This window comes from Candidatus Pantoea floridensis, assembly GCF_900215435.1.
Classification (GTDB): Bacteria; Pseudomonadota; Gammaproteobacteria; order Enterobacterales; family Enterobacteriaceae; genus Pantoea; species Pantoea floridensis.
Window position 1 is genome coordinate 210,762 of the sequence record NZ_OCMY01000002.1, and the last position, 20,395, is coordinate 231,156.

Annotated in this window: 13 protein-coding genes; 7 read left to right on the plus strand and 6 right to left on the minus strand. The window is 52.8% G+C overall.

From position 1 onward, the window contains the following. The first annotated feature begins 47 nt into the window (after positions 1-47). From CRO19_RS21610 to CRO19_RS21620, 3 genes are read left to right on the plus strand one after another with little or no spacing between them, the layout of a single operon-like run. Positions 48-3,491, plus strand: coding sequence for a response regulator (locus tag CRO19_RS21610; protein WP_176519235.1), 3,444 nt, complete (start codon positions 48-50; stop codon positions 3,489-3,491). A gap of 49 nt (positions 3,492-3,540) precedes the next feature. Continuing rightward, positions 3,541-4,083: a TetR/AcrR family transcriptional regulator gene (locus CRO19_RS21615; protein ID WP_097097890.1), complete on the plus strand. Its 543-nt coding sequence runs from the start codon at positions 3,541-3,543 to the stop codon at positions 4,081-4,083. After that, complete coding sequence (locus CRO19_RS21620; protein WP_097097891.1) at positions 4,080-5,201, plus strand: MFS transporter; 1,122 nt, start codon at positions 4,080-4,082, stop codon at positions 5,199-5,201. Before CRO19_RS21615 ends, CRO19_RS21620 begins: the two co-directional genes overlap by 4 nt. Positions 5,202-5,203: 2 nt before the next feature. On the opposite strand, the gene CRO19_RS26170 is transcribed toward CRO19_RS21620, so the two are convergent. Both CRO19_RS26170 and ampC read right to left on the minus strand, forming a co-directional pair. Further along, positions 5,204-5,344: a hypothetical protein gene (locus CRO19_RS26170; protein WP_176519236.1), complete on the minus strand. Its 141-nt coding sequence runs from the start codon at positions 5,342-5,344 to the stop codon at positions 5,204-5,206. 100 nt (positions 5,345-5,444) lie between these two features. Continuing rightward, complete coding sequence (ampC, locus tag CRO19_RS21625; protein ID WP_097097892.1) at positions 5,445-6,584, minus strand: class C beta-lactamase; 1,140 nt, start codon at positions 6,582-6,584, stop codon at positions 5,445-5,447. A 110-nt stretch (positions 6,585-6,694) separates the two neighbouring features. Between ampC and ampR the strand changes: the two genes are divergently transcribed. Beyond that, positions 6,695-7,576, plus strand: coding sequence for a LysR family transcriptional regulator AmpR (gene ampR / locus CRO19_RS21630; protein WP_097097893.1), 882 nt, complete (start codon positions 6,695-6,697; stop codon positions 7,574-7,576). Between the two features lie 8 nt (positions 7,577-7,584). Here the strand turns inward: ampR and clcA are convergent, their stop codons facing one another. Together clcA and CRO19_RS21640 are read right to left on the minus strand one after the other, a co-directional pair. After that, entirely contained in the window at positions 7,585-8,970 is a 1,386-nt protein-coding gene (clcA, locus tag CRO19_RS21635; protein ID WP_097097894.1) for a H(+)/Cl(-) exchange transporter ClcA, read from the minus strand. A gap of 134 nt (positions 8,971-9,104) precedes the next feature. Next, on the minus strand, positions 9,105-9,401 hold the full coding sequence (locus CRO19_RS21640) for a hypothetical protein (protein ID WP_097097895.1): 297 nt from the start codon (positions 9,399-9,401) through the stop codon (positions 9,105-9,107). Positions 9,402-9,667: 266 nt separating this feature from the next. Between CRO19_RS21640 and CRO19_RS21645 the strand changes: the two genes are divergently transcribed. Then, a complete protein-coding gene (locus CRO19_RS21645; protein ID WP_097097896.1) occupies positions 9,668-10,270 on the plus strand; it encodes a LysE family translocator in 603 nt (200 codons plus the stop codon). A gap of 3 nt (positions 10,271-10,273) precedes the next feature. Here CRO19_RS21645 and CRO19_RS21650 read toward each other — a convergent pair whose 3' ends face one another. Then, positions 10,274-10,750 carry a YciE/YciF ferroxidase family protein gene (locus CRO19_RS21650; RefSeq protein ID WP_097097897.1) on the minus strand — a complete coding sequence of 159 codons (477 nt, stop codon included), beginning with the start codon at positions 10,748-10,750 and terminating at the stop codon, positions 10,274-10,276. 188 nt (positions 10,751-10,938) lie between these two features. On the opposite strand from CRO19_RS21650, the gene CRO19_RS21655 reads away from it, so the two are divergent. Beyond that, the gene (locus tag CRO19_RS21655; RefSeq protein WP_097097898.1) at positions 10,939-11,211 is read left to right on the plus strand and encodes a hypothetical protein; all 273 of its coding nucleotides are present in this window, start codon (positions 10,939-10,941) and stop codon (positions 11,209-11,211) included. A 92-nt stretch (positions 11,212-11,303) separates the two neighbouring features. Here the strand turns inward: CRO19_RS21655 and CRO19_RS26300 are convergent, their stop codons facing one another. Continuing rightward, positions 11,304-11,465: a YnfU family zinc-binding protein gene (locus CRO19_RS26300; RefSeq protein ID WP_320204522.1), complete on the minus strand. Its 162-nt coding sequence runs from the start codon at positions 11,463-11,465 to the stop codon at positions 11,304-11,306. 269 nt (positions 11,466-11,734) lie between these two features. Here CRO19_RS26300 and CRO19_RS21660 point away from each other — a divergent pair, with 269 nt between their 5' ends. Continuing rightward, the gene (locus CRO19_RS21660; RefSeq protein WP_097097899.1) at positions 11,735-20,368 is read left to right on the plus strand and encodes a glycoside hydrolase family 94 protein; all 8,634 of its coding nucleotides are present in this window, start codon (positions 11,735-11,737) and stop codon (positions 20,366-20,368) included. Positions 20,369-20,395: the final 27 nt, after the last annotated feature.

Consider the following 20,395-nt stretch of genomic DNA (forward strand, 5'->3'; position numbering starts at 1 on the left):
GCTTTCTCTCAGGGCTAGTGTTGTCATTCACGATGATGCATTCAGTCATGGCGGCTGTAACCTCACTCACCTATCAAAATATGGACAACCACTATTTAGCGGCGCCAGATCTGAATAATGATGAGTGGCGCTGGTTAGGTGAGAAGCGTGACATTACGCTGGCACTGTACGGCGACGCGCGCCCTCCCATTACGCGCATAAGTCCAACCGGGATGCTGACCGGCTACTTTCCGGATATGGCCTATCAGCTTATTCGTAGCCTGGGGCTTACCCTGAAAATTGTGCATTTCGACACTGCCGCACAAGCTGTTGACGCACTTAAGGCGCGTCAAGTTGATATGGTTTTCCGCCCCGCTGGTGACGATTATGCGAGTCATGCCAGCGACATCACTACAATAAATATTCTGCCTGCCTATCCGGTACAAGTAATAAGACTCGCGGATAGCCAACCTATTCCGGCCGCTGAAAACGTTAAGTCATTCTCGCCCTTAGATCTGTTAGCCGCCCTCGATGTCGGTAAAACGCATCAGGCCGCACTGCCTGCGGGTGAAGCCTATTATTTGATTGAGCGTAATTACGCCACCACCCTTAGCATTGTCCAACCGCTGAATATTAAAATGAGTGGTTATGACGTGCTGTTAAATAAGCACGATGACATTCTACTCCGTGCCGTTGGCACTGCATTATCCGATCTGCAAGCGAACACCACCGGCAAGCTACTTGCCGCGCAGTGGGATCAGGATGATATGGTCCATTTTATTGCGACGCCCATAACGTTCACCGAGCGTGAAAAAGCATGGCTGGCTGAACACCAAACCGTACGCTATGCCGCCTCGAGCTTAAATGCACCTTTCGTTCTCAACAATCAAAATGGCGAGTTTCGCGGTATCAGCGCCGATTTGCTGCATCTCATTCAGTTAAAAACCGGTATTCGCTTTTTACCGATTGAAGATGAAAATACTCAAGACTTAAGTCAGCGCATGGCGCAAAAAAATCTGCTGATGACGGCGCCGCTGGTATGGAGTAATAGCCGAAACGCGACGTTTCTATTATCTACCCCTTTTATGTACAGCCCAGAGGTTCTGGTAACGCGTAAACGTGATACCAACACGGATTCTGCCCCGGTAATAAAGCGTATCGCGTTAATCCGCGACCAGGACGTCAGCGCATGGTTTATGCGAACCTATCCTGATGTTGAAGTGGAGTATGCCAGCAATGCCAGTCTGGCGATGCAATGGGTGGCGGAGGGCAAAGTAGATGCAACTATTAATACTTTATTCAGCGCCCGCTATGTTATTTCAGGCTTATATCCGCATCAGCTGACCATTGAAAATATTCTTCCATTCCAGGATGCCGCCATCTCGTTTGGCGTGAGGCGTGATAATCCCGAACTGCAAAGTATTCTGAATAAAACCATTGCCGCCCTGCCTCCAGCAATGATTTCAAGAATTGTTAGTCGCTGGCAGGGAACGCCTGCCGCCAGATTTGAGACCTGGAACCTGTATAAAACCGAGTTTTACAGCGGGGCGGTGATTGCCGGGGTACTCATTTTAACGGCCGCTATCTGGGCGTTAATCCTTTCGCGCCAGGTGAGGCGTACGCGGCAGGCGCAATCACGGCTGAGAGAAGAAGTCCTTTTCCGCGATAAGCTCATTAACGGGCCGCCGCGTCCGGTGTATGTCGTCGATAAAAATGGCCAAATTATTCGCAGCAACGAAGCCTTCGACCGTTTCTTCCCCTCCCACGATCGTGAAAATCTACACCGTTCACTCTATGACGGCAGAAACCCTTTATTCACCGTCTGGAAAGCCTGCCTGCAGCAGCTGGAAGAAAAAGGTGAAATGGAAGAGTTAGACTTCACCATCCGGGTCGGTGAAGCGGAAAGAACGCTTCGTCACTGGATGACGCCCTACGTGAATGAAAACAACGAATGGGCGGGCCTGATCTGCGGCTGGCAGGACATTACCGGTTATCTCGCCCTGCTTGATGAATTGTCACGGGCCAAAGAAGCCGCAGAACTGGCGAATAAAAGTAAGAGTCATTTTCTCGCCACCATGAGCCATGAGATCCGTACACCAATCAGTGCCGTTATTGGTTTGCTGGAGCTGCAGAATCGCCAGGGTAAAGCGGATCCTGAGTTGATTCAGGCGGCCTATCACTCTTCCCAGACACTACTGGCGCTCATCGGTGACATTCTGGATATGTCCAAAATCGAATCGGGCCATATGGAGTTGCAGCCGGATTGGGCAGCGCCAGAAGCGGTATTTATGCCGGTGATCAGAATCATTGAGGGATTGGCGCGCCAAAAAGGGCTGTCTTTCAGGTGGCAGCTGCCAGACAATCAATTCGAAATGTATATCGATGCTGTGCGTTTGCGGCAGATCGTCACAAACTTCGCAGGTAATGCGGTTAAATTCACGCAGCGCGGCCAAATATCGTTGCAGGTTGAGTTGAGTTTGACAGCAGAGCACGCCGCTAAACTGCAAATTCAGGTACAAGATACCGGCCGCGGTATTGCAGCTGACGCTCTGCCCACCCTGTTCCAGCCCTTTGTCCAGGCCGGAACGGATACGCATCAAGGTACAGGCTTAGGCTTAGCGATTAGTCGCGATATGGTGCAAATGATGGCGGGCACAGTAACGCTTGAAAGTGAGCCGAATCGAGGCACAACGGTATTCACCACTATTCCGGTTCGTCTTCGCCCTGCCTCTGTACCGGTTTCTCCACCAATCGCTACGCGAACACTCACTGCCACGCGCCCGCTGCGCATCCTGATTGTGGATGATCATCCTGCCAACCGCTTGCTGATCAGCCGCCAGTTAACGCTGCTGGGCCATCACGTAGCGGAAGCTAGCAACGGAACCGAAGGATTGCGTGCCTGGCGAACTGAGCAAGCTAATCTCATCTTCACGGATTGCAGCATGCCCGAAATGGATGGTTTAGCCATGACGCGGATTATCAGGCAGGAAGATAGCAACATTCCCGTGATTGGGATGACGGCAAATGCCCAATTATCTGAGCGGATGCGCTGCCTGGAGGCAGGCATGAATCAATGCCTGTTCCGTCCGATCACCATTGAGCAAATCGCGGCATCACTTGAGGCCTTCACACATCAACTCTCCTCTGCAGAGACATTTTTAGATCTGGTTAATCTCGAGAGCCTACAAAAATTCATCCCTGACACCCCCCATGCGCTCAACGATTTTCTCACCGCCACCTTTGCTGAAACGCAGCAGGATTTAGCCGAAGCACGTAACGCCTTATTGATGGCAGATCGACCCAAACTCACGCGCTACCTGCACCGTATGACTGGGACGCTGAGCGTCATTGGCATTCATTCCCTCTCCGAAAAATTAGCGTTTATTGAAGAGTTGGTAAGCTTCGAGGAAGAGGACGAAATGCTGTTCTTACATCTCTCCGAAGCGGAGGCGCTACTGGAAAAAATCATTACGCTTTACGCAAACGCGCGGGAAGAGGGCCTTATCAACTGATTAATCCCGTCAGCTTGCAAAAGTAAAACGATCGGTTTACTTTTTAAGGATGAATAAACAACAAGACATTATTGATGCCGCTGAGCGGCTGTTTTATCTCAATGGCTTTCATGCCACCAGTACCGATCGCATCTGCAGCGAGGCCAATGTGTCTACACGCACGATGTATCGCTATTTTCCTTCTCGCGAAGCCTTGACGGCTGCGGTACTGACAGCGCGTCAGGAACGTTTTTTCGCCGCGCTATATGCCGCAGAACATCCCCACGCAATAAGCCAGATATTCGATGCCATGAGCGCATGGATGCTTGAATACGGTAACAACGGCTGCTTATTCCTCAAAGCATGGGGAGAGTATGCCGGGGAGGATATCGCACTGGCTGAACAGGCGATGGCATATCGTCATAGCATGCGCGCTTACATTGCGCGCTGCGTTCACAAGCTTCACGGTGAGGAGAAGGTGGCGCTAGCTGATGCCATATGGCTACTGTTTGAAGGTGCGCTTACCTCCGCGTTGATCCTCGGCGCGGTGAATGCATGTGAGGCGGCTAAAGCTGCCGCACTCCAGCTGCTGCATCTCAGTGAACAGCCATGAAAGGGACTGCGCTGGTCCTGACCGGCTTTTCGCTTATCGCCATCACTTATGGCATGGCGCGCTTCGCCTGGGGCCTGATGATGCCAGACGTGATGCACACTATTCCTTTGACACCGCGTATATCTGGCGTACTTTCAGCCAGTAGTTTTGCGGCCTACTGCGTCGCGGTGATGCTTGCGCCGATGCTAACTTCACGCGCCGGGCCGCGGTTTTCCGCGATGGTTGCAGCCCTGTGTGCGGCAACGGGATTGCTGCTGCTGGCCAGCGCCGCATCGCCATGGCTTCTCGGTGCAGGGCTGTTTATTGCCGGCCTAAGCGCTGGCCTTGCTTCTCCGGCGCTGGCAGACGCGGTGAGCCAGCGCATAGAATCCCGACAACAGCCGCAGATGAATACCGCGATCAATGCCGGGACCAGCATGGGGATCATGCTGTCCGTGCCCATTTTGTTTTGGCTACCGGGAGGCTGGCGAGCAGCCTGCGCCCTGTTTGCTTTGCTGGCGCTCATTTGCATCCTGCCAGTATGGCGTCAGCTGCCCGGAAAAAGTGACGCTGCGCGCCACTCATCGTGGCTCAGCACGCTGCGCCAGCGCTCGCTTCAGCGGCTAATCGTCATTGCGTTGATTAGCGGCATCGCCAGTGCGGCCTGGTGGAGTTTTGGCCCCAATTTGTTGCATCACATTGATGTGAATGCCAGCGTCGTAAGTCTGTTATGGCTGGTTGGCGGTGCGGCAGGCATTTTCGGCGCATTAACGGGGCCGATGGCAAAATGGATTGGCATGAATGCTGTTTATCGACTGTCGCTATGCGGTATGTCGTTACTTTTGCTGCTGCTGGCACTCAGCCATCACTATGCGTGGTGGCTATTTCCTGCCGTGGCATTGGGAGGAGCTGCTTATGTGACGCTTTCCGGCGTGCTGCTGGTATGGGGTGCCGAAGCAACAGCGCATTCGCCCGCCAGCGGCGTTGGCATACTGTTTTTTATGTTAGCGGCTGGACAAGTGATCGGTTCGCTCCTTTTTGGCCAGCTCTACGCCAGTGCAGGCGCAGCGAGTGCGTTATTACTCTTCGCCGCGCTACCCCTGGCGATGCTTTTTCTTACACCAGCGAAAACCGATTAACGTCACTCATCACGGAAGGGATCTTTTTTGTGGTCTTCACTGTCGTCGCGCGTTCTGGGAATCTCACCGTGCTCATTAGGCGCATCTTTAGCCGGGTGCTTTTCATCTTTAACATCACGTTTTTTTTCCGGGTGGTCTGTCATCTCGATCTCCTTAGTATGAGTAGAGTTTAAGTGTAGATGATCAATCGCCCGGCTCTTGTGGCTTGCCACAAGAAACGGGGCGAAAATTCGCCCCTGGCACTTATTCCAGCGCCGTTAAAATTTGCATGGCGGCCTTTACCCGCTCGGTATTCGGATAATTTTTATTGGCCAGCATAACAATACCCACCTGCTTTTGCGGGATAAAGGCAACATAAGCACCGAAACCGCCGGTGGCGCCTGTCTTATGTACCCACGATGCCGCTACACGCGGGTGTATCGACGCATCCACCACCGGTTGTGGCCCCAGCGCAACGGTATTATCAGCCCCCTTCTCGGCCATGGCAGCCTGATCAGGCCAATCAAGCATTTCCCAGCCAAGTCCCTGATATAAATTATCAGTGCGATAAAACCGTGTCTGCGCGAGATCAAGGGCTTGTTGTAATGTCTTATCATCCACCTGTTTTGGTGCCATGTTGGCCTGCATCCAGCGCGACATATCTTTAATGGATGACTTCACCCCATAGGCTTCTGCATCCAGCATTCCCGGCGCTACGCGTACGGGTTTGCCCTGCCGATAGCCCCAGGCGTAAGAATCTTTCTGCGCATCCGGCACCGTAATAAAGGTATGACTGAGCTTAAGTGGCGTAAACACGCGCTGCTGCATCGCCTGCTCGAAAGAGAGGCCGCTCGTCTTCACGGCTAAATAACCAAACAGGCCGATGCTGCTGTTGGCATATTGCCGTGTCTTGCCGGGTGACCATTGAGGTTGCCATTGGTGATAAAAGTCCACCAGTTCAGGCTCATTGGTCACGCTGTCCGGGACCTGTAAGGGCAGACCACCCGCGGTATAAGTCGCCAGTTGCAGCAACGTAATGTGGCGCCACTGAGGCTGATTAAGTGCCGACCAATATTGGCGCGCAGGATCGTTAAGTGAGATCTCGCCTTTGCTGACGCCTACGCCGGCCAACACCCCGGTGAAAGTTTTACTCACCGAGCCTAATTCAAACAGCGTGTCCTGGGTTATCGGGCGATGACGTTGTTCATCTGCCATACCCCAGGTGAAAAAGTGAGGATGGCCTTTCACAATCACCGCTACGGCCATGCCGGGGATGCCTTGCTGCTGCATCAATGGCTTTATGGTTTCACTCACGGTTTTTTCTACATCGGGCGTGGCGGCCACGCCTGTGGAGCATACCGATGCCAGGAGCGTTGCTATCCACGCTTGAGAAATCAATTTCATTGTATTTAATCTTCCGGGTTGGTGTTCCGCGAGCAGTTTGCCCAATTTGACAAGCCGCAACAAACGGTTAATTTTAGCGTCAGACAATAGAAAATCTTACAGGTTAATGCATGACGCGCCCCTATATACCGCTCAATGCTCTAAGGGCATTTGAAGCAGCAGCTCGCCATTTAAGTTTTACTAATGCAGCGATTGAACTGAATGTCACCCACGCGGCGGTGAGTCAACAGGTGAAATCGCTGGAGCAGCAGCTCGGTTGCCAATTATTTGTGCGGATTTCGCGTGGATTGATGTTGACCACTGAAGGTGAAAGTCTGCTGCCGGTGCTGAATGATTCGTTTGATCGTATCGCCGATACGCTGGATCGCTTTTCTGCGGGAACAATGCGTGAAAAATTAAAAGTGGGGGTGGTGGGTAGCTTTGCCACCGGCTTACTCATCCCGCGTTTGAGCGATTTCAACCGCCAGCATCCACATATTGAGCTGCAGCTCTCCACCCACAATAATCGTGTCGATCCCGCCGCTGAGGGGCACGATTATACGATTCGTTTTGGTAGCGGCGCCTGGCACGGAACCGAGGCGCAGTTTATTTGCGATGCGCCCCTCTCACCGCTTTGCAGTCCTACCATTGCCCAACAGCTGCAGCAACCCGCTGACGTGCATAAATTTACCCTGCTACGCTCGTTTCGCCGCGATGAGTGGAGCCATTGGTTGCAAAGCATAAACGAACATCCCCCCTCGCCCTCACATCCGGTGATGATCTTCGATTCTTCATTGACGATGGTTGAAGCCGCGCTGCTGGAAGTCGGCATTGCGTTAGCCCCGAGCAAGATTTTCCATCACCTGCTACAGACGGATAAGTTGGTCCGTCCGTTTACCTCTGAGATAGATCTGGGCGGCTACTGGCTTACACGCTTGCAATCGCGCGCAGAGAGCGCCGCGATGACGGCGTTTTCTGCGTGGCTTGGTAAAGAGTTTGGCATGGCGAGCTAAACAATGACTTAGCTTTCGATCCTGTTAGCTTTTGCCAATGTTCGGGCAAGAATTGAAGAATAAAGGGGTTTACCGCCAAAGAACTGCGCGGCTAGCGTGGCCCCCAGGCAGGTGATGATCATGGGCAGAATCAGCTGATAATTGTTGGTCATTTCCAACACCAGCACAATGCCCGTCAGGGGAGCGCGCACCGACGCGGCGAAAAGCGCGCCCATACCCGCAACGGCAAAAGTAGCCGGCTCCAGCTGTAATCCCGGGAACCACTGCATGCACAATTGGCCGTAGCAGGTACCTAAAAGTGTGCCCAGAGTGAGCATTGGTGCAAAAATACCCCCGGGCGCACCGGAAGAGAAACAGCAAATGGTTATCAGCGTGCGCAGCGCGAAGAGGAAGAAGAGTGCCTGTGCGCTGACATTACCACTGGTAAAGTCCGGGATCAGCGAGATCCCGCCCTGCACGGCCTGTGGTAGCACCATTCCTATCACGCCACAGGTGCCGGCCAGTAAACTCCCCCCTATCACCCATGGCGTTACGCGTCCTTTATGCCAGCGCTGAAATTGATCCTGTGCAGCAAAAATCAGGCGATTAAACGCAACGCCGCATCCCCCAAATAACATACCCAGAATCAGATAGAGCCAAAGTGTATTAGTAGGCGCATCCCGTAACTGACCAATATTAATGATTGGCTCATTACCGTTGCATAGGCGGAAAACAATGCTGGAAACGATAACGCCCACAAACACCGCTTTGATAGAAATGAGGCTATAGCGAAACTGGGGCCGCATCTCTTCAAGAATAAACAGGATACCCGCCAATGGTGCGTTGAAAGCCGCGGATAAACCGGCTGCAGCCCCTGTTGCCAGCAGCGTATGGCGAGACTCAGCGGCACGCACGCGGAAAAGATCAACGCACATCCCACCAATATTTCCCCCCAGCTGAACGGTGGGCCCTTCCCGTCCAAGCACCATGCCGGAACCCAGCGCCCCCATTCCGCCAATAAATTTCACTGGCAACACACGCCACCAGCGCACCGGACGTAACTCCTCCAGCGCACCTTCAATTTCCGGGATGCCCGAGCCGCCCGCTTCCGGCGCATATCGGCGCACCAGAAAGTAACCTATGCCGCCCAAGACAGCGGCCAGAAAAAAAGCGCTCAGACCGGTCAACCACGGGCTGCCATCTACGCTATCGATCATGTTGAGGCGGGTGTGAATAACAAAATTTACGGCGCGGTCAAACGCCACGCCGATCAGTCCCGTTAGTACGCCCACCAGCGCCGCCAGCGCTAATAGCAAGGCTGGCGTTTTATCACGACGTAATAGTTTCTGTATCAATATGAAACGTCCGGCACGTAAAAACGTGCGGGGCTCTGCCGATCGTTCATTAGCCAACATGCGTACCCTTTGTTTCCGCACCACGATGCAAACTTTAGTATGAGAAGATGGAGATAAGCATACTGAGAATGACGATCAAGTTAATGCAATAATTCGCAAGTGAATTTTTCAAAACGTCCGGGCAATAACAGCGATTACTGGAGAGTAGCCGTCGCTACGGTGCCGTCTGAATTGAACGTCATTAGCACATGCCAGGCTGAATGATCGGTAATCTTAAAAAAGTCGCCATCATTCTCACGTGTGAATCCATATTCCACCAGTGCCGCAAAAGCGCTCGTTTTAGGCTGTGCCAGAACGCGTGCCTGCAGAAAGGAGGCGATATCACCGCGCTGGCGTTCCATCATACTGTTGCGGGACTCGGCTGCTGGTCGATTAGCGTCATTCTGTGCTTTGGTTTTGTGGATATCGCACCACGTCGCTTCAGTTTGCATATCGCATCCCGAGCGTGTCAGAGCAGCCCGATGAGCGGCGTTGATGGCATGTGCAGGGCTGATAGCTACCATTATCAGGGCCAGCAAAGCACAACGAAAAGAACCTCTATTCATCCCTTTTTCCTCGATCACACTTAAGCCAGAGCGGCGCTTACATTTCTTTACGAAGCGCAGAGTAGAGTGCGGATAGCCATCATGCTTTGATCTGCATCAGGTTCCAGATAGCAGTGGCAACAGCGTAATGCTTCACTTACTATGCAAACACTATGGAAATCAATCTACTGGGTTTTATTCCTGCGCTTCTTCCCGTGGCATGCTCACCTGGGGCAAGCTTCACGCTGGCCATGAATAGCGCGCTGGGGGGCGGACGTCGTGGTCTGATCCGTACGCTGGCGGGCACTGCTCTAGGCATTTATACGCATGCCCTGCTCATTGGCTTGGGCCTCACCGCTATCCTGGTTTCATCTCCCGGTGTGTTTGGCATGTTGAAAGTAGCGGGTACCGTTTATCTGCTTTGGTTAGGGACGCAGCTGATACTGAGCGGATGGAAAGCACAACGAATTGATTTTACGCGTGAAAACGCGACCGTAACGTTAAAAGAGGCCTGGCTGGCTAACGTGCTAAACCCTAAAGCAGTGATCTTTTATCTGACGGTGGTATCGCAGTTTGCTGGAAGCAGCGGTGAAGTGAGTCATTATCTGGTGCTGGCGTCGGTCCATATTGCGGTGATGAGTTTATGGCTGATTGCGGTGAGTAATGTGCTGATTTTTTCAGCCCGCAAGGCGGACCCTGTGGTGCTGAAAAAATACGTTAATATTGGCGGGGGGTTACTGCTTGTTGTTTTCTCGCTTGGCAACCTGTTCCACTAACGGTTAATCTTGCTCTTCAGCAATCAGGGTGAGTTTTTCGTCAGTCGCCTTCTCTTCTTCCAGCGTTTCGCCCAACAACTTCGCCGCATCCTGATAATCAAGTTTAAGCGCTAAGGCACGTAGCGTACCGTAGGTGGCAATCTCGTAGTGCTCAACTTTTTGCGCCGCACCAATTAATCCGGCATCTCTTACCGGTCCTGCTTCCACTTCATCAATGATTTCCTGCGCCTCTTCAGCCAATCCTTCCAGGGCATGGCATTTCATTCGTTTAATCCGAACCCCTTCAGTGAGTTCAACCAGCTGGTCAATGCGATCAATTTGTCCGCGCGTTTCTTCAAGGTGAAGTTCAAATGCAGCAACTAAATTTCCATCCGTAGCCGCACGAATCATTTTGGGTAGCGCTTTGGTAATCTGCTTTTCAGCACTATAAATATCAGATAAATCATGTACGAAGAGATCATGTAGCGTTTTAATAGTCATAATATTACCTTGTTGTAGAGTATTGATAAAAAAAGGCGGGGAAGCTGCGGCCATTTATTATGGCTGCAACCTAATCCTGACTTAATCATGGCGGACATCGCGTATTACACAAGCGCAGCGTTAAATAAATAATTCATTTTATTTCACGCAATGCCAGGCTTAAGAGAGGCCAACGTGGAGCAAGTATCATGAAAAAAACAACCCCCTCTGAAATGCGCTGTCAGATCATTCATCAGCGCACATTATCCGAATTAGGGTTAATTTCTCTGTATGAAGTCAGCGTTAACAACGGAAAGTATGCCGTTATACGCTTAGACAATGATCAGACATTTCAAGCAGGTGACATTTTTAAATGCATCAATAATCTTTGGTATTGTGATGAGAAATTAATACATCCGATGTCTTTTCAGTATGTAGACCAGGCTGAAGCTCAGCGTTCATTTTTGGAATATGAAAGGTAAATTACTTTACAGCTTTAGACATGCAAATGGCTCTTCTTGTACAGGTGAGCAGAATCAGTTTAGTGATTAACAAAAAAGACGCGGCAGCAGACTCACTTATCCATAACAAATAAGGACTTACAGTGTGGGCACAGCATTGCCTGGCTGTGGGATTGTTTATGTGAAGATTGTGGGCAAAACTTTTTGCACACCGGACACTGCGCACTAACCTCCCGGCGGCCCAAATTTTCCAGAAATCGATTTAACCAGCTCATGATTTATTTCCTTTTTCCGATAACTCATTCTAACACACCTTATTTTTTTCACCGCAACTAACATTTGACAAGCCGATAAGACCGGTCCAAGTCTATCATTACGTTGTTTATAATTTTTAAATAAGCGATTGCCGTGTAAACCAACCGCAAACGCCATTTAGCGCTATACTCATTAAAGGTAAATTAATTTCCCTCGCCCTCCCTATACCATCAATTTTCCTATTGATAGTGCTGGCTTTTTTAATCCATCGGATTTTTGTGATGCCATTATGAAAAATAAAATTCCCACCGGGTCGATCTTAAACAGTAGCGTGCTGCCAGAAATGACAGGCAGCAGCGTTGAGTTTTTACATGAAAGTGGTATTTACCAGGCGAACCGGCCAGATGTTTTTTCTGAGCAACAAATGGACATTTACGGCGAGCGTTTAGCAAAAACGCACCATCTTTCCAGCGCGAAAAGAAGCTATAAATTATTACAACGATTAAAAGAAAATGAGCAGGCGCTGATTAAAAGCGCGGAAATATTGAGTGCCGGTGATGAACGCAACCTGACACCTGCCGGTGAGTGGCTGCTCGATAATTTTTATATTATCGAAGAACAAATTCGTATGGTGCGACATCTGCTGCCCGCAAAATTTGGTCAGGGATTACCCGTATTAACCGAACCGGCTCACTATTTGCGTATCCAGGCGATTGCTGACGAGATGATCAGTCATAGCGACGGTCGGCTCGAATCCAGCGTATTATCGACCTTTATACATGCCTATCAAAGAGTTACGCCACTGTTAATGGGCGAGCTTTGGGCGCTTCCTGCCATGCTGCGCTTTGCATTAATCGATAATCTCGCCCGCATTGCCGTGGGAGTAGCCAACATCCATCAGGAAAGAGGCCAGGCGGAGGAATGGATTAATGAAATCATTCACCACTCTGCAAAAGATGCCAGCAAGGTCATTCAGGTTATCGCCCGAATGGCAGATAAGAACGATCAACTGTCCGGTGCCTTTGTCGCTGAACTGGCACGCAAGCTCAACGGACAAAATCATTCGCTGGCGCTCACCTGGGTGGAACAGCATCTGCTGAATACCGGACGTAACACGGCGGATGTCATTGAACAATTTAACCGTCATCTGTCGCTCAGCCAGCTCTCGGTGAGCAATAGCATCTCAGGATTACGCCAGCTGGGAGAAATTAACTGGCAGGATTTGGTAGAGTCGTTGAGTTTGGTTGAACAAGTGCTGGCGCAGGATCCCAGCGGCATTTACTCACAGATGCATTTTGACAGTCGCGATCAGTATCGCCATGTGATTGAAGAGCTCGCCCGGCAAAGTCAATTTGATGAGTTAAGCGTCGCTAATCAGGTGCTGGCGCTAAGTCGTCAGACTGGATTACCTATTCGGCAGCAGCACATTGGTTATTTTTTGCTAGACAAGGGGCGGACAACACTGGAGCAGCAGCTGCAGCCACGCAGCTCGTTGCTGAGCCAGGCGCGGCATCATCTTAGCCAGACGCCGCTCCTGTCCTGGTTAGGTAGCCTCACCTTGCTCACCACCGCGTTTACTGCCGAGACGCTGCTGATTACCCGCCATGCGAACATGTCTTCGCTAGTCTGGCTCCTGCTGCTGCCCGCCGTGATAGTGATCAGCAGCCAGCTCGCCATGCAGTTACTCAGCGAAGTCACCACCCGCACCCGTCATCCTGTTCCCCTGCCGCGGCTCAATTTTGAAGCCGCCGTTCCTGATAAAGATCGGACGTTAGTGGTCATTCCCTGCCTGATTAGCAGTCAAAAAGGGATCGATACGCTACTGCGGTCACTGGAAACCAGCTATCTCGGTAATGCGTTAGCCAATATCACGTTTGCGCTGCTGGCTGATTTTACCGACAGCAAGGCTGAACATCAGGCGAATGACGATGAAATTATCGGCTATGCGGTACTGAAAATTGAAGCGCTCAATCGACGCTATAGCAGCAAGACGCAAAACGATGTGCTGTTTTCTCTGCTGCATCGCAACCGTGTACACAATCCCTCCCAGGGCGTTTGGATGGGGTACGAGCGCAAGCGCGGCAAGCTCCATGCGCTGAACCGTTGGTTACAGGGTGAAGAGGAGATGTTCAACGTCACCGTGGGTGCCACGCATGCGCAAATGCGCCAGGTCAAATACGTTATTACCCTCGACAGTGACACCATCCTGCCGCGGGAAACCGCACATAAGTTAATCGGCATTATGGCGCATCCGCTTAATGCGCCCGTGTTTGACGATCGCCTTAACCGCGTTGTTGAAGGCTACGCCATTCTCCAGCCGCGTCTGGCTGAAGAGATCCCGCCGTTTGGGCAAGGCATTTACGCACGGCTCTCCAGCAGCGTGCCGGGCAACGATGCCTATTCCTCTATGTCATCTGATATCTATCAGGATTTGTTTGGCGAAGGCTCATTCGTCGGCAAAGGAATTTACGATGTCGCTGCGTTCACGCGCGCTACGCGTAACACCTGCCCGGAAAACCTGGTGCTTAGCCACGATCTGCTTGAAGGCTGTTATGCCCGGTCCGGCGTGGTCAGCAACGTGGTGCTCTATGAGCACTATCCCGATAACTATCTGAGTGATGTTGCTCGCCGTTTTCGCTGGGTTCGCGGTGACTGGCAGCTGCTGAACTGGCTCCGGCTACGTGTACGCCTGGCAGATGGTAGTCATCAGGCCAATCCGTTGAGTGCGCTGTCGCGCTGGAAGCTGTTCGACAATTTGCGGCGCAGCGTAGTGGCACCGGCCTTGTTAATGCTGATATTCCTGACGTTTACCTACGTCGCGAATCCAATTTTTTGGTTGGGCTGTATTGTTCTCTACCTTCTGCTGCCAGGGCTACTCGCGCTGGGGATTGAGGGCATGAGAAAAAGTAAGAAGCGCGCCTGGCAACATCATCTGTATATCTTATCGGCAGATGCGCTGACCCGCCTGAGTCGAGCCGCACTGCTGCTGGCTGCCTTGCCGCATGAAAGTTACTGGTCACTGAAGGCGATCGTTGTCACCCTGTGGCGCTTGAACGTTACCGGGCAGTTTCTGCATGAGTGGAAAAGTGTTGCAGCCGGTCATGCTGGGCAAGCGCCCGGATTAGGTCATTTCTATCGCGCCATGTGGATCAACCCCATCGCGGGCGTTGCACTGTCACTTTTAACAGGTTTGATCAATCCGATGTTGCTGCCAATGGCGATGCCTATCGCGTTGCTGTGGGCGGCTGCGCCCGGCTTATTGTGGCACCTGAGTAAACCGGCAGCACCCCGTCAGAAACGACTCTCCTTCGAACAGCAACAATTTTTACGTCAGACCGCGCGACATACCTGGGCCTGGTTTGATGATTTCGTCACGGCCGAACACCATCATCTGCCACCTGACAACTTTCAGGAAGTGTTGCAACCCACGGTTGCGCATCGTACCTCTCCCACTAACATTGGCCTGTCGCTGCTGGCCAATTTAACCGCGTGGGATTTTGGTTACGTGACGCAAAAACAGGTGATTAACCGCACGCTCGCCACGCTGGATAGCCTCGACCGCATGGAGCATTTTCGCGGACACCTCTACAACTGGTATGACACTTACACCCTGCAGCCTTTGCATCCGCGCTACATTTCCACCGTCGACAGCGGCAATCTCGCCGCGCATCTGATCACGCTGCAGTCAGGCCTCGCGCAATGGAAACATCAGCCGCTGCTGGCGCTGCCTGTGATTATGGCCGGTCTGCAAGACACCTTTCTGCTGGCTGAAAAGCAAATGGGGGCCGAGCGAAATCATCATTGGGAAGCGTTAACGGCAGAATTTGCTGGATTACAGCAGGCGCAGCCCGCAGCGATAGCAGAACGCACCTCAGCGCTGATTGGCCTGAGCGAGAGGGTACTGGCGGAGATAGTCTTTCCTCAGCAGCAGGTTAAATGGTTTGAACTGTTCATCCGGCAGCTTATCGAGTTTCAGGAAGAGTGGACGCTGTTTTTCAGCTGGCTGACACCGCAGCATACGCTTCCGAAAGAGCTGCCTTCGTTGCTGTGGCTGGTGGAATTACATGTTCACTATCCCGATCTTCCCCTAAACCAATCCGAACCGGTGATCTGGGCCGCTCGCGAACGTATGGCAACCCTGCTGGAGCTGGAAGGACGGCTGGAAAACCATGCCAAAATGGATTTTCGTTTCCTCTACCTTCCCGCCACCTCATTGCTCAGCGTCGGCTATAACCTCGATAGCGGACTAATGGATAAAGGCGCTTACGATCTCTTCCCATCCGAGGTGCGACTGACGCACTACTTCGCCATCTCCGCAAACCAACTACCGGTAAAAAGCTGGTTTGTTCTGGGGCGATTATTTACGCAGCTCGCCAATAAACCCGCCGTGATGTCGTGGAGCGGCTCGATGTTTGAGTATCTGATGCCACATCTGGTGATGCCGGTGTATCCCGATACCTTGCTGGAAAAAATGGCCTTAGCAGCGGTAAGACAGCAGATAGCGTCAGGTGAAGCTGCGCACATTCCCTGGGGCGTATCAGAGTCGGCCTATGCCGCCTTTGATGACAGTCAAAACTATCAATATAAAGCGTTTGGCACCCCCGAGCTCGGCCTGAAGCGCGGCCTCGGCGATGACCACGTGGTCGCTCCCTACGCCACGCTATTAGCGCTGATGGTTCTGCCGCATCCTGCGACTGAGAACCTGATGAAGCTGAAAAAAATGGGGGCCTGCGGCAAGTATGGCTTCTATGAGGCGCTTGATTTCACCGCCCATCGGCTGGCGCGCGGTCAGCAATTTGTTGCCGTTAAAACCTATATGGCCCATCACCAGGCAATGGGTTTTCTGGCGATCTCGCACCTGCTGTTTGATGCGCCGATGGTGACGCGTTTTATGTCTACCGCCCGCTTCCAGTCATCCTACTTACTGTTGCAGGAGCGCGTGCCAGACGATATCGAGCTGTATACGCCACGCCGGCAGTTTGCTGAGGTGGTGGATAAAGCGCCTCGCTCGGATCTGGCCAGATTACGCGAATTCAGCGGATCAGCGGGGCATCTGCCGCAGCTGCAGCTGCTATCTAATGCCAATTACCATGTTTTAGTCACGCAATCCGGCGCGGGCTACAGTTTATGGAAAGGATTGTCGCTGACACGCTGGCGTGCGGATGGCACGTGTAACCAGCATGGTATTTTCTGTTATATCCGCGATCGTCAGACAGGCGAGGTCATCAGTCCTACGTTTCAGCCGACCTGCAACGAAGAGCCGCAATATATTGCGCGCTTCAGTGATGCTGCGGCAGAATTTGAAGCCCGCAATGAGACGCTGAGCACCCATACGCATATTGTGGTCTCACCGGAAGACGACGTGGAAATTCGGCGGGTCATCCTTACCAACCACTCGCGGCAACCGCGTGATATTGATATCACCAGTTATGCGGAAGTGGTGCTGGCTCCGGCCGCCAGTGATATGGCGCATCCCGCGTTCAGTAACCTGTTTGTGCAGACCGAAATCGTGGCCGAGCTGGAAGCCATTTTGACCCATCGTCGTCCGCGCGAAGAGAAGACCGAACCGGTCTGGATGTTCCACGCCCTGCTGATTCACGGCGCGAGCGAGCGCGCCACCAGTTTTGAAACGGATCGCGCGCAGTTTATCGGACGCGGCAACAGCGCTGCCAATCCTCAGGCATTAGCACCCGACGGCGTTCTCTCGGGCAGCGCTGGCGCGGTGCTGGATCCTTTGCTCTCGATTCGGCAAAAAATACAGCTCAAGCCGGGGAAATCCATCACGCTGGATCTGATCTACGGCGTGACATCGCAGCGCGCCGCCTGTTTGGCATTGCTGGAGAAGTATCGCAATAACGTCTATGCCAATCGGGTCTTTGAAATGGCCTCGTCCCATAGTCAGGTGGCGCTACGCCAGCTCAATATCACTGCCGAAGATGCCAGTTTGTACAATCAACTCGCCAGTGCGGTGATCTTTGCCAGCCCGGAAATGCGCGGCGACAGCAAATACCTGCAGCAGAATCGTTTGGGACAGGCATCGTTGTGGCGTCATTCGCTGTCGGGCGATCTTCCCATCGTGCTGGTGCGCATTGAAAACGGTACGCAACTCAGCCTGGTGAGTAATTTGATCAAGGCGCATCAATACTGGCGGCAAAAAGGCCTGGTAACTGATTTGGTGATCATCAACGGCGAACACGGTGGTTACCAGCAACTCCTGCAAAATCAATTACTAACAATGATGGCATCCGCTGAAACGCAACAGCTTGTTGACAAGCCCGGCGGCGTCTTCATCCGCCAAAGCGAGCATCTGGCGAGCGAGGACATCACGCTCTTAATCAGCGTGGCCGCCGTGGTGCTGGAGGGGCGAAACGGCAGTTTAGCCGACCAGCTTACGGTGCTGCTTAAACCGCAGCCTACCCCAGCATCCGCTCACTTCTTGCCACACAAACATTCCGCACCGGCCGCCGTTCTGCCGCCGTCATCGGCAGCGTTGCAGATGTTCAATGGCACCGGTGGCTACACCGCAGAGGGTAACGAATACCACATTCACTTACCCGAACACCACCAGACGCCGGCGCCCTGGTGTAACGTACTGGCCAATAAACAGTTTGGCAGCGTCGTCTCGGAAAGTGGGCAAGCGTACACATGGTATGAAAATGCCCATGAATATCGGTTAACCCCGTGGCAAAACGACCCGGTAAGCGATACCTCCGGAGAAGCCTTTTATCTACGCGATGAAGAGAACGGTGATGTGTGGTCGCCGCTGCCGCTGCCGATGCGCGGCAAAGGCGCCTATGTGACGCAGCATGGCATGGGTTACAGCCGTTTTGTGCATCAGGAACGGGGGATAAGCAGTAGCGTAACCACCTTTGTGGCAAGAGAAGAGGCTGCGAAGATTACGCTCGTCACGCTGAGTAATCTCTCAGGCAGAACGCGGTATATGTCGATCACCGGTTATGTCGAATGGGTGCTGGGCGAGTTGATGAGTCAATCTGCCCCGCATGTCCAGACCTCATCGGCCATGGTGGAAGCCGGCAGCGCCATTCTGGCGATCAATCGCTATAACAGCGCAGGGGCGGCCCGAACCACCTTTTTTGCCGCATCAGGCAACCAGATTACCTTCAGCGGCAATCGACTTGAATGCCTTGGCCGCAACGGATCGATGCGCAAACCGGCGATGATGCAAGCGCGTGGATTATCGGGCAATACCGGAGCAGGTTATGATCCTTGTGCCACCTTGCAAACGCTGACAACCCTGATCGATGGCGATACGCGTACCTTCGTCTTTGTGTTGGGCGCAGCGGAAGATACCGACGCGGCGCTGACGCTTATGCAGCGCTTCCTGCCTCTTGAAGCAGCGGAGGCTGAACTTGAGCAGGTAAAAAACCAGTGGCAAGACGTGTTGAACAAAATCGAGGTGCAAACGCCCGATCGTGCTGTGAATTTACTGGCAAATCGCTGGTTGCTCTATCAAACCCTGGCCAGTCGCTTGCTAGCACGCAGCGGTTACTACCAGTCGGGTGGAGCATTCGGTTTTCGCGATCAGCTGCAGGATACGCTTGCCCTCACCCATGCCGCGCCACAGTTGCTGCGTGAGCAGCTACAGCTCTGCGCATCTCGTCAGTTTCTTGAGGGGGATGTCCAACACTGGTGGCATCCGCCGACAGGACGTGGCGTCAGAACGCGCTGCTCAGATGATTATCTATGGCTACCTTATGCGCTGTGCCATTACGTAACGGCGACAGACGATCTTACCTTGTTAGAGCAGCAGGTGCCGTATCTGGAAGCAGCGCTGCTGCTGCCGGAACAGGAATCGGTATATAGCCTTCCCGGCGTGAGTCAGATACACGAAAACCTATGGGAGCACGCCTTACGCGCAATCAAACATGCCCTGACTTTCGGCGAGCATGGCCTGCCGCTCATCGGATCCGGTGACTGGAATGATGGCATGAGCGCGGTAGGCATTGCCGGGCGGGGAGAGAGCGTCTGGCTGGGCTTTTTCCTCTATAACGTGCTTACCCGTTTTGCAGCCCTCTCGCACCGACTAGGGAAAACCGATGCTGCTACGCTGTGCCTGTCTCAGGCCGATAGCCTGAAAACAGCACTTAATAACGTTGCCTGGGATGGCGAGTGGTTCCTGCGCGGTTATTTTGACAGCGGCGAAACGCTGGGGTCGCATCTCAATAGCGAATGTCGCATTGATGCCATCGCCCAAAGTTGGTCGGTGCTTTCCGGCGCTGGCGATCCGGACAAATGTGAATCAGCGATGCAGGCGCTGCACCAGCAGTTAGTCGATAACGATAACGGGCTGATTAAGCTGCTAACGCCGCCGTTTAACGGTGAAGGGCCGAATCCCGGTTATATCCGCGGTTATTTGCCGGGCACGCGTGAAAATGGCGGGCAATATACGCATGCGGCACTTTGGGCAATTATGGCCTTTGCCGAAATGGGCCACGTTGACCGCGCCTGGTCACTGCTGGCGCTGGTTAATCCTATCAATCACAGTCTCACGCCGGCTGACGTTGAAACCTACAAAGTTGAGCCCTATGTGATGGCGGCGGATGTCTACAGCGCAGAGAACCACGAAGGGCGCGGCGGCTGGACCTGGTATACCGGCTCGGCTGGCTGGGCCTATCAGCTAATAATTGAGAGCCTGCTGGGCATCATCCGACACGGCAAGCAGTTGCAATTACGTCCGCGACTGCCAACCGCGTGGCCAGGCGCGAAGGTCACCTATCGCGAAGGCGAGGCAACGTATGAGATTGATATTGTGCGTGCCGAGGGTGCCCATCAAATGTGGCTGGATGGCGAGCTCTGCGCGGGAGATGAAATCACCTTGTGCGACGACGCGCGACATCACCATGTGATAATCCATCTGACCCCGTCGCTTCCGTGCCAGGGGGTATCGTCTATAGATAGTTAATTTCGGCATTTGCCACACTATTCTCTT